A 10,812-nucleotide genomic window follows, 5' to 3' on the forward strand; every position below is an offset into this window, starting at 1 on the left:
CCCCGGAGGGCCGCGCCGTCGGTCGGTGGGGGTGTGGCCGGTTCAGCCGGTGGGGCCGCTGGCCTTGACGTTGGTGGCGGGTAGGACGGCGGTGGCGGGGGCGCCGTGGTCGGGGTCGGTGACGGAGAGGGTGTAGTCGCCGTCGGTGGCGCCGGAGAAGACGAACCAGGCGGTCTGGTCCTGGCGGCTCGGGCGGTCCGGGTAGATGGCCTCGATGGGGGCGACGGTCGGGCCGACCTCCTCGCCGTTCGGGAGCTTGAGCCGCAGGCTGCTGCCGTCCACGGCCATCCCGGCCGGTCCGACCTGCCCGTTCAGGTCGAAGACCACGAGCAGGCCGCGCTGCCCGAGGGTCAGCGCACCACCGCCGCTGCCACCGCCGACGTCCGCGCGCAGCTGGGCGGTCTTGAGGTTGACGGTCAGCCGCCCGGAGGTGAGGGCCGGGTTGGCGGGGAGCTTGAGGTCGACGGGGGCGAGGGTGACGGCGGGGCGGCCGCCGGTGCCGAGCGGGACGACCGCCTGGGCCTGGCCGGAGTCGCCGAGGACGAGGGAGGCGCCGTCGAGGGCGAAGGCGCCGGTGCCGGTGAAGGTGAGGGGCAGCGGGTTGGCGGCGCCAGGGGTGGGCGGGACGGCGGTGCCGTGGTCGCCGGTGAGCGGGGTGCCGTTGACGTCGATGGCGATGTCGGGCCAGTCGCGGACGGCGGTGGTGCGGAAGGTGTTGGTGACGGTGGTGGCGAGGGTGACCTTGAAGTGTTCGCCGTCCGGGTCGGGGGTGTAGGTGGCGGTCTTGACGTCGAACTTCAGCCCGCCCCAGTAGGCGGTCCGGCCGATGGTCACGGTGCCGGTCTTTCCGCCGGTCGCGCCGGTTGCGCCCGCTGCGCCGGTGGTGGCGGCGGTGGGCGTGCCGGTGACGGCGGTGGTGGCGGCCGGGGCGGCGGAGTCGTCGCTGCCGTCGGGCTGGCAGGCGGTGGCGAGGCCTACGGTGAGGAGGGCTGCGGCGAGGGCGAGGGTGGTGGATCTGCGCGGTCTGCTGCTGCTCATGGCGGGTTGTCCCCCTGTGGGCGGCCCTGCTGCCGGGCCGGTCGAGGGGAACGTACCCGGGTGGGTGGGGTGGGCGGGGCGCTGTGACCGGATGGGGACGGTTCCGGTGCCCGGCCGCCGTGATCGGTGCGAGAACGTGAAGCCGGCCGGCTGGTGAGGGTGGGACGCACGACGGCGCCGCCCCCTCCCAAAGGGGCGGCGCCGGTGGGGTGTTGCGGGTGCGGTGGGCGGTCAGTTTCGGGGCGGTCAGTTGTGGAGTTCGCCGACGTGGTGCACCCGGACCAGGTTGGTGGATCCGGCCAGGCCGGGCGGCGAGCCGGCGGTGATGATGACGATGTCGCCGCGCTGGCAGCGGCCGAGGCTGAGCAGCTGTGCGTCGACCTGGGCGACCATCTCGTCGGTGGTGGGGACGAAGGGGCCGAGGAAGGTCTCCACGCCCCAGGTGAGGGCGAGTTGGCTGCGCACGGGCGGCTCGTAGGTGAAGGCGAGCACCGGGATGGGGGAGCGGGAGCGGGTGAGGCGGCGGGCGGTGTCGCCGCTCTGGGTGAAGGCGATCAGGTACTTGGCGTCGAGGAAGTCACCGATCTCGGCGGCCGCGCGGGCGACGGCGCCGCCCTGGGTGCGGGGCTTGTTGTGCTCGGTGAGCGGCGGGAGGCCGGCGGCGAGGATGTCGGCCTCGGCGGCCTCGATGATGCGGCTCATGGTCTTGACGGTCTCGACCGGGTACTTGCCGACCGAGGTCTCGCCGGAGAGCATCACGGCGTCGGTGCCGTCGAGCACGGCGTTGGCGACGTCGGAGGCCTCGGCGCGGGTGGGCCGGGAGGCGTTGATCATCGAGTCGAGCATCTGGGTGGCGACGATGACCGGCTTGGCGTTGCGCTTGGCCAGCTTGACGGCGCGCTTCTGGACGATCGGCACCTGCTCCAGCGGGAGTTCGACGCCGAGGTCGCCGCGGGCGACCATGATGCCGTCGAAGGCGTCCACGATGGCTTCGAGGTTGTCGACGGCCTGCGGCTTCTCGATCTTGGCGATCACCGGGAGGACGCGCTCCTCCTCGGCCATGATCCGGTGCACCTCGTCGATGTCCTTGGCGCTGCGGACGAAGGAGAGGGCGATCAGGTCGGCGCCGGTCCGCAGGGCCCAGCGCAGGTCGGCGACGTCCTTGTCGCTGAGCGCGGGCACGGAGACGGCGACGCCGGGGAGGTTGAGGCCCTTGTGGTCGGAGATCAGGCCGCCCTCGATGACGATGCAGTGCACCCGGGGGCCGTCGACGTGGGTGACCTCGAGGCAGACCCGGCCGTCGTCGATGAGGATGCGTTCGCCGCGGGAGACGTCCGCGGCGAGGCCCTTGTAGGTGGTGCCGCAGATGTCGCGGTCGCCCTGGACGTCCTCGACGGTGATCGTGAACTCGTCGCCGCGTTCAAGAAGTACCGGTCCGTCGGCGAAGGTGTCGAGTCTGATCTTCGGGCCTTGGAGATCGACGAGGATGCCGACACTGCGGCCGGACTCGTCGGAGGCCTTGCGGACCCGGCGGTAGCGTTCCTCGTGCTCCAGCTGGGACCCGTGGCTCAGGTTGAATCGGGCGATGTCCATTCCGGCGTCGACCAGGGCTTTGATCTGGTCGTACGAGTCGGCGGCCGGCCCGAGGGTACAGACGATTTTTGCTCGGCGCATATCTCTAGAGCGTAGGCATTACCGGTGCGTAACAACGAGGATCCGGCGTGCAGAGCGGTGGCGGTTGCAGAAAGTTTTGATTAACAAACTGACACATCGTGACTTGCCGGGTACGGAGTTGGAGTTACCGCCGATAGACAGACCTCCGCGAGCTGCGCGGACGGCCGGGCGGGCGGCGGTCCGGGTGAGAGCGATTCCGGCCGGTTGACGCGCCGCGGCGGGGCGGGCGGACCGGCCCCGGCGACGACACCGAACGCCCCCGTGTGCCCCCGCGTGCCCCCGCTGTCATGTCCGGGTCGCCAAGATCTCACCTGCCGGAAACGTCCGCGCCCTGGCCCCCGCCCGCCGGGGCGGGCAGACTTCTACGCGCGTCACGACCTGTTCCCGCCAGTGCAGCTGACGGACCGTCCGCCCACGTTGGAGTCGTTCATGCCCCTGAACCGCCGTGATTTCGTCACCCGCTCCGCCGCCACCGCGGCCGGCGCCGCCCTGGTCGGAGCCGTCCCGGTGGCCGCCGCCACCCCGGCCGCCGCCCAGGGCGCCGACGAGCCGGCCAGGAAGGCGCCGGTCAAGGAGACCTTCACCGTGATGGGCACCACCGACCTGCACGGGCACGTGCTGAACTGGGAGTACTTCACCGACTCCGAGTACGACGACGCCGCGCACAACGACGTCGGCCTGGCCAAGATCTCCACCCTGGTCAAGCAGGTCCGCGACCAGAAGGGCTGCCACCGCACCCTGCTGATCGACGCCGGCGACACCATCCAGGGCACCCAGCTGTCGTACTACTACGCCCGGGTCGAGCCGATCACCGGCAAGCGCCCGCCGAAGCACCCGATGGCCGTCGCGATGAACGCGATCGGCTACGACGCGGCCGCGCTCGGCAACCACGAGTTCAACTACGGCATCCCGCTGCTGCGCGCCTACGAGAAGCAGCTGGACTTCCCGCTGCTGGGCGCCAACGCGCAGGACGCCCGCAGCGAGCGGCCGGCCTTCGCGCCGTACGTGATCAAGGAGCTGCACCTGGGCCACGGGCGGCCGCTGCGGGTGGGCATCCTCGGGCTGACCAACCCGGGCATCGCGATCTGGGACAAGGCGAACGTCTCGGGCCAGCTGGTCTTCCCGGGCATCGTCGAGATGGCCAAGAAGTGCGTCCCGCGGCTGCGGGCGGCCGGCGCGGACGTCGTGGTGGTGGCCTCGCACTCGGGCATGGACGAGGTGTCCTCCTACGGTGACCAGCTGCCCTGGCCGGAGAACGCCTCGGTGCAGCTGGCCGAGACCGTGCCCGGCGTGGACGCGGTGCTGGTCGGGCACGCGCACAAGGAGATCCCGCAGCGGCTGGTGGTCAACAAGTCCACCGGGAAGACCGTGGTGCTCTCCGAGCCGCTCTGCTGGGGCGAGCGGCTGACCTGCTTCGACTTCGAGGTGGAGTACCAGCGCGGCGACTGGAAGGTCACCGCCGTCACCTCCCGGGTGCTGAACTCCAACACGGTGGCCGAGGACCAGGCGATCGTGAAGCTGGTCGCCGCCCAGCACAAGAAGGTGGTCGGCTACGTCAACCAGGTGATCGGCACCAGCAAGACCGAACTGTCCATCGCCGAGGCCCGGTTCAAGGACGTCCCGATCATCGACCTGATCGGCCGGGTGCAGGCGGACGCGGTCAAGACCGCCCTCGCCACCACCTCGTACGCGGCGCTGCCGGTACTGGCCCAGGCGGCGCCGTTCAACCGCACCGCGCGGATCCCGGCCGGTGACGTGAAGCTGCGGGACGCCGCCGGGCTGTACATCTACGAGAACACCCTGGAGGCCCGGCTGCTCACCGGTGCCCAGATCAAGGACTACCTGGAGTACTCCGCCCGGTACTTCGCCCAGCTGGCCACCGGCGCCCCGGTCGACCCGGACACCCTGACCAACCAGCTGAACATCCCGGACTACAACTACGACTCGGTGTACGGCGTCTCGTACGACATCGACCTGACCCAGCCGGTCGGCTCGCGGATCACCGGGCTGTCGTTCGACGGCAAGCCGGTCGACCCGGCGGCGCAGTTCGTGCTGGCGGTGAACAACTACCGGGCCAACGGCGGCGGCAACTTCCCGCACGTGGCGGCGGCCACCAAGGTCTGGTCGAACTCGGACGAGATCCGCAACACGATGATCGCCTGGGTGAAGGCCAAGGGCGTGATCGACCCGGCCGAGATCAGCGGGGGCACCTGGCGACTGGTGCGCGCGGGCGTGCCGCTGTTCTGACCGACCCGTGCGGACGCCTGGGGCGGGCCCGGCAGCTTCGTGCTGCCGGGCCCGCTCCGCGTTGCGCCCGGCCCGGTGGGCGCGGCCCAGGACCGCCGACGGATCGACGCCGACCGGCAGCGGATCGGCGCCGGCCGGTGGAAGCTGGACGGGACAGCAGGTCGACACGGCTGAGGACGGCGGGCGGGACATGGGGAACGAGCTGGTGCTGGAGACCGGGCGGCTGACCGTGCGGCAGTGGTCGGCGGGCGACGTGGACCGCGCCTTCGACCTCTACTCGCGCTGGGAGGTGGCCCGTTGGCTCGGGTCGGCGCCCCGGGCGCTGGCTGCGCGGGCGGAGGCCGAGGCGCTGGTGGAACGCTTCCGCGGCCGGGGCGCCGACCCACGGTTCGGCTGCTGGGCGGTGCAGGTGCGCGGGACGGACGTGGTCGCGGGCACCGTCCTGCTGGTGCCGATCCCGGGCGGCGCCGGGGAGGTCGAGGTGGGCTGGCACTTCCACCCGGACTCCTGGGGCCACGGGTACGCGACGGAGGCTGCCCGGGCGGCGGTGGCGAAGGGGTTCGCGGAGGGGCTGACGGAGGTCTACGCGGTCACCCACCCGGGCAACGGGCCCTCCCAGGCGGTCTGCCGCCGGCTGGGGATGGCGGAGCTGGGACGCACCGACCGCTGGTACGGGATGGAGCTGGAGGCGTTCCGGCTGGCTGCCGGCTGAGGCCGAGCGCCGAGCGGCCCCCTCGGCCGGCGGGTCCGCTCAAGGCTGTCCGGCGCCGTCGCCTACAGCCCGCACGCCGTCACCCGCTCCCGGCGCCCCGAGCCGTTCGAGCAGCAGCAGCGCGGGGACGGCGGCGAGGCTGAGCGCGCCGAGCAGCACCCAGGGCCAGACCGGCCCCCGCGCCAGCAGCAGGGTGAGCAGCCAGGGCGCGACGGCCTGGCCGACGGTCCAGGAGAGCTGGTACACGGCGAGGTAGCGGCCGCGCTGCGCCGGGTCGGCGAGCCGTACGCTGAGCTCTTCGGAGTACGGCGAGGCCACCGTCTCGGCCAGGTTGTAGACCAGCATGGCGAGGTGCGCGCCGGCCACCGCGGCCCAGCCGGGGGCGGCGGCGAGCAGCGCGAACAGGGCGAAGGCCAGCACGTTGAGCAGCGAGCCGGCGGCGATCACCCGGGTGGGGCGCAGGTGCTCGAGGCGGCGGGTGACGGCGCTCTGGGTGAGCACGATCTGGGCGCTGTTGAGAACGAGCAGGGAGCCGGCCAGCCAGGCCTGCTGGTGGAGGCCTTCGGTGAGGTAGAGGGCGAGCAGCAGGCTCAGGACGAGGGAGGCGAACACGAAGCTGAGGTTGACGGCGACCAGCAGCAGGTAGCGGCCGTCGCGCAGGACCCGGCGGTAGCCGCCGTGCGGCCCGGTGCGGCCGGTACGGCCGGTGGCGGGGGTGTTGAGGGGTCGCCAGGTGGCGAGCAGGACGGCGGCGAGGGCGAAGCTGGCGGCGTTGCCGAGGACGGTGGCGCGCAGGCCGGTGGTGCCGCCGAGGGCGAGCAGCAGGGCGCCGGCGGCGCCGCCGAGGGCGAGGCCGCCGTTGCGCAGGGCGCCGATCAGGGCGAACCAGCGGGGGCGGTCCTCGGGGTGGGAGGCGAGCACGACGAGGCCGGTGCTGGCGGTCCAGTAGGCGGCGGTGCCGATCTGGGCGAGGGCGACCACGGCGACGATCTGCCAGGTCTGGTGGGCGGTGAGGAAGGCGGTGTGGGCGAGGGCGGAGAGCAGGTTGGCGGCGGCGGCGATCCGGCGGGGGCCGTGGCGGTCGATCAGCGGGCCGATCAGGATCGCGGTGGGGAGGGCGAGCAGCCGGGCGAGGGTGATGGCGGCGCCGATGGCGGGCAGGCCGAGGGTGGTGGTGCGGGCGAACCAGACGACGGTGAAGGCGAGCAGGAGCCCGCTGCCGAGGCTGTCGACGAGGTGGGCGCCGAGCAGGTTGCGCTGCCGGGCGGTGCGGGGGCGGTCGGCGGTGCGGTTGCCCGGCCGGTCGTCGGGGTGGTTGCCGGTGCCGGTGTCCGGCGGGGGGAGGATCGCGCTGGTCATGGGGCGATCCTGGGGCGGTGGGCCGGGGGTGCCCAGGGATTTCGTCCTGATGGAATCCTGGGGGGTGTGACGTACGAGGGTGGGGGGACCGGGTGTTGACGCTTGAGTTCTCGGCGCAGGACGTGGCGCTGACCCGGTTCGCCTGTTCCCCGCTGTGGGAGGTGGTGAACAGCGTGCAGGTGCTCAAGGAGCCGGGTGAGCACGCCGTTCACCTGCCGTGGGTGCGGCGGGCGCGGGCGCGGCTGGCGGGGGTGGGGTACGGGTTGCTGGACCAGCTGGTGCCGGTGCCGACGGTGTACACGCCGGACTTCCTGACGCCGGTGCCGGCGGGCTGGTCGCCTTCGCTGGAGGAGGAGTTGGCGCGGTTGGTGGCGACCGCGCCGGAGCAGGTGCGGGGGGATCTGGACCGGTTCGAGGGTCCGTTGCCGCCGCTGGTGGCGCGGTTGCGGGCGCGGCCGGCGGCGGGGCTGGCGCGGCTGGCCGAGGAGGTGCGGGGGTACTGGGCGGCGGCGCTGGAGCCGTGCTGGCCGCGGGTCGTGCGGCTGGTGGAGGGCGAGGTGCTGCGCCGGGCGCGGCAGATGTCGGTGGGCGGACCGGCGGCGCTGTTCGAGGACCTGCATCCGCGGGTGTCCTGGGCGGGCGGGACGCTGCGGGTGGCGCACCGGTGGTTCGCGGCGGAGCGGGTGCTGGAGGGCGGCCAGGGGCTGGTGCTGGTGCCGTCGGTGTTCGCCTGGCCGGGGGTGTACTCGCAGTCCGATCCGCCGGGTCAGCCGGGTCTGGTGTACCCGCCGCGCGGGGTGGCGACGCTGTGGGAGCGGTCGGTGCCGGTGCCGGAGGGGCTGGCGGGGGTGCTGGGGCGGGCCCGGGCGCTGCTGCTGGCGGAGTTGGCGGCGCCGGCGTCGACCACGGAGCTGGCGCAGCGCTCGGGTCTGTCGGCGCCGAACGTCTCGCACCACCTGACGGCGCTGCGCGGGGCGGGGCTGGTGGCCCGGCACCGTTCCGGGCGTTCGGTGCTCTACCTGCGGACGGCGGTCGCGGAGGCGCTGGTGGCGGCCGGCGCGTCGGGCGGCGAGCCGGGCTGACCAGCCGCCGGAACGGGCGGGGAGCCCCGGCGCGCCGGTGGCCCGGCCGGGGAAGGCCGGGCCACCGGGTCGCGCGCCCTAGAACGGGAAGTGGCTGCGCTCGTGCTGGATGGAGATCCACTTGAGCTTGGTGAAGGCCTCCACGGTGGCGTCGCCGTTGAGGCGGCCGACGCCGGAGCTCTTCTCGCCGCCGAACGGGACGATCGGCTCGTCGTGGATGGTGCCGTCGTTGATGTGGATCATGCCGGTCTCGATCCGCTGGGCCAGCCGGACGCCGCGCTCGATGCTGCCGGTGTGCACGGCGCCGCTGAGGCCGAACGGGGTGTCGTTGGCGATCGCGACGGCCTCGTCCTCGCCGTCGAAGGGGAGCACCACGACGACCGGCCCGAACAGTTCGTGGTGCAGGATCGGTGCGTCGGCGGGGATGTCGGTGAGGACCACCGGGTCCATCAGGGTGCCGACGGTGGCGCCGCGCAGCAGTACGGTGGCGCCCTGGTCGACGGCCTGGTCGACCTGCGCGGTGACGGAGTCGGCCTGGGCCGAGTTGATCAGCGGGCCGATCTGGGTGGCCGGGTCGAGCGGGTCGCCGACCTTGAGTCCGGCGATCTTGCGGACGAACTTCTCGGTGAACTCCTCGGCGACGCTGCGGTCGACCAGCACCCGGTTGGCGGCCATGCAGACCTGGCCCTGGTGGGCGAAGCGGCTGAACACGGCGGCGTCCACGGCGTAGTCGAGGTCGGCGTCGTCGAGCACGATCAGCGCGCTGTTGCCGCCGAGTTCGAGCACGGTGCGCTTGAAGTGGCCGGCGGCGACCTGGGCGACGTGCCGGCCGACCCGGTCGGAGCCGGTGAAGGCGATCACCTTGGGGACCGGGTGCTCCAGGAAGGCGTCGCCGATCTCGGCGATGTCGGTGAGCAGCACGTTGAGCAGGCCGGCGGGCAGTCCGGCGTCCTCGAAGATCTTGGCGATCAGGGTGCCGCCGGTGATCGGGGCGTCCTGGTGCGGCTTGAGGACGACGCCGTTGCCGAGCGCGAGCGCGGGGGCGACGGCCTTCAGGGAGAGGAAGAGCGGGAAGTTGAACGGGCTGATCACGCCGACCACGCCGACCGGGAGCCGGTAGAGGCGGTTCTCCTTGCCGTCGACCGGGGAGGGCAGGATCCGGCCCTCGGCGCGCAGCGAGAGCTGCATGGCCTCGCGCAGCATGTCGCGGCAGAGCGAGAGTTCGAAGCCGGCCTTGAGCCGGGTGCCGCCGAGTTCGGCGATGATGGTCTCGGTGATCTGCTGCTCGCGCTCCTCCATCAGCCGGAGCGCGCGTTCGAAGACCAGCCGGCGGGTGTACGGGTTGAGCTTCGCCCAGTCCTTCTGGGCCCGTTCGGCGGCCCGGTAGGCCTGGTCGACCTCGTCGACGGTGGCGACCGTGATGGCGGCCAGCTTCTCCCCGGTGAAGGGGTTGAGGTCGACGATGTCCCAGGAGCCGCTGCCGGCTCGCCACTGGCCGTCGATGTACTGCAGCGACAGTTCCTCGATGTAGGACATCCGTTGCCTTTCACTGGGGCGGGGCGGCCCGGTCCAACTGACGAGACATCATCGTACTGATGTGTCAGTCCTCTTGGAGGATGGAGTGCAGAAGGGCGAGGGTGCGTTCGGGTGACAGTCCGTCGGCCCGCAGGCGCTGCATCGCGGCGACGTACTCGCCGACCTCGGCGGGCTTGTCCAGGTAGAGGGCGCCGGTGAACTGCTCCAGGTAGACCAGGTCGGGCAGGTCCTGCTCGGGGAAGCTGAGCAGGGTGAACGAGCCGCTCTCGGCGGCCAGTCCGCCGCTGCCGAGCGGCATCACCTGGAGGGTGAGCTGTGGCAGCGCGGCGAGTTCGACCAGCCGGTGCAGCTGGCGGCGCATCACCTCGGGGCCGCCGCAGGGGCGGCGCAGCGCGGCCTCGTCCACGATGACCAGCAGGTCGGGGGCGGGCCGGGCGCGGAGCAGGCGCTGGCGGCGCAGTCGGACGCCGACCCGGCGGTCGATCTCGGCGTCGGTGGCGGCGGCGTTGCCCAGGCGCACCACGGCGCGGGCGTACTCCTCGGTCTGGAGCAGGCCGGGGACGAACTGGAGCTCGTAGCTGCTGATCGAGGCGGCGGCCTCCTCCAGCCCGAGGTAGGCCTGGAACCAGCCGGGCACCACGTCGGTGTAGGCCTGCCACCAGGCCGGGGCGTTGGCCTCCTGGAGCAGGTCGAGGACGGCCGCACGGTGGTCGTCCTCGTGCACGCCGTAGAGGGTGAGCAGGTCGGCGACGTCGCGGGTCTTGAAGCCGACCCGGCCCAGTTCCATCCGGCTGATCTTGGACTCGGAGGCCCGGATCGAGTAGCCGGCCTGTTCCCTGGTCACCCCGCTGGCTTCGCGCAGCCGGCGCAGCCGGGAGCCGAGCACCATGCGCCGCGCGGTCGTGCCGCTGCCCGCTTGCTGGCCGCTCATCCCGGATGACCTCCGCCGATCGAACCCGCGTTCTCCAACTGCGGCATCCTTTCACCCCGCGGTGCCGCGCGGCCAGGAATAGGCGAAATCTCAACTTCCGGGAAGCGGAACGGCGCCTGCCCCATGACCTGGTCGGGGAAATGGGCAGGCGCCGCAGGACCGGGCCCGGCGGCTCTGGCGGGCACGGTTGGTGCTACCGGGCCGAAGCGGCCCGGCGGATCGGGTTGAGGGTA

At 72.7% G+C, this 10,812-nt stretch carries 8 protein-coding genes; 3 read left to right on the plus strand and 5 right to left on the minus strand.

Translation table 11 applies throughout. From position 1 onward, the window contains the following. Positions 1–42: 42 nt before the first annotated feature. Together ABT014_RS02575 and pyk are read right to left on the minus strand one after the other, a co-directional pair. Positions 43–1,038 carry a hypothetical protein gene (locus ABT014_RS02575; RefSeq protein WP_350636145.1) on the minus strand — a complete coding sequence of 332 codons (996 nt, stop codon included), beginning with the start codon at positions 1,036–1,038 and terminating at the stop codon, positions 43–45. Between the two features lie 246 nt (positions 1,039–1,284). After that, entirely contained in the window at positions 1,285–2,712 is a 1,428-nt protein-coding gene (gene pyk / locus ABT014_RS02580) for a pyruvate kinase (protein ID WP_350636148.1), read from the minus strand. A gap of 429 nt (positions 2,713–3,141) precedes the next feature. Here pyk and ABT014_RS02585 point away from each other — a divergent pair, with 429 nt between their 5' ends. Beyond that, positions 3,142–4,959 (plus strand): bifunctional metallophosphatase/5'-nucleotidase, encoded by a 1,818-nt coding sequence (locus ABT014_RS02585; protein ID WP_350636151.1) that lies wholly within the window; start codon positions 3,142–3,144, stop codon positions 4,957–4,959. A gap of 190 nt (positions 4,960–5,149) precedes the next feature. Beyond that, positions 5,150–5,671, plus strand: coding sequence for a GNAT family N-acetyltransferase (locus tag ABT014_RS02590; protein WP_350636154.1), 522 nt, complete (start codon positions 5,150–5,152; stop codon positions 5,669–5,671). A gap of 39 nt (positions 5,672–5,710) precedes the next feature. Here ABT014_RS02590 and ABT014_RS02595 read toward each other — a convergent pair whose 3' ends face one another. Beyond that, positions 5,711–7,030 (minus strand): MFS transporter, encoded by a 1,320-nt coding sequence (locus tag ABT014_RS02595; RefSeq protein ID WP_350636157.1) that lies wholly within the window; start codon positions 7,028–7,030, stop codon positions 5,711–5,713. A 92-nt stretch (positions 7,031–7,122) separates the two neighbouring features. Here ABT014_RS02595 and ABT014_RS02600 point away from each other — a divergent pair, with 92 nt between their 5' ends. Then, positions 7,123–8,112 (plus strand): ArsR/SmtB family transcription factor, encoded by a 990-nt coding sequence (locus tag ABT014_RS02600; RefSeq protein WP_350636160.1) that lies wholly within the window; start codon positions 7,123–7,125, stop codon positions 8,110–8,112. Between the two features lie 78 nt (positions 8,113–8,190). On the opposite strand, the gene ABT014_RS02605 is transcribed toward ABT014_RS02600, so the two are convergent. Both ABT014_RS02605 and ABT014_RS02610 read right to left on the minus strand, forming a co-directional pair. After that, the gene (locus ABT014_RS02605; RefSeq protein WP_350636163.1) at positions 8,191–9,648 is read right to left on the minus strand and encodes an aldehyde dehydrogenase family protein; all 1,458 of its coding nucleotides are present in this window, start codon (positions 9,646–9,648) and stop codon (positions 8,191–8,193) included. A 64-nt stretch (positions 9,649–9,712) separates the two neighbouring features. Beyond that, positions 9,713–10,579, minus strand: a complete 867-nt coding sequence (locus ABT014_RS02610; protein ID WP_350636166.1) for a Sco1979 family transcriptional regulator — start codon at positions 10,577–10,579, stop codon at positions 9,713–9,715. Between the last annotated feature and the right edge of the window lie 233 nt (positions 10,580–10,812).

It is taken from the genome of Kitasatospora sp. NPDC094015, from assembly GCF_040304075.1.
Taxonomy (GTDB): Bacteria; Actinomycetota; Actinomycetes; order Streptomycetales; family Streptomycetaceae; genus Kitasatospora.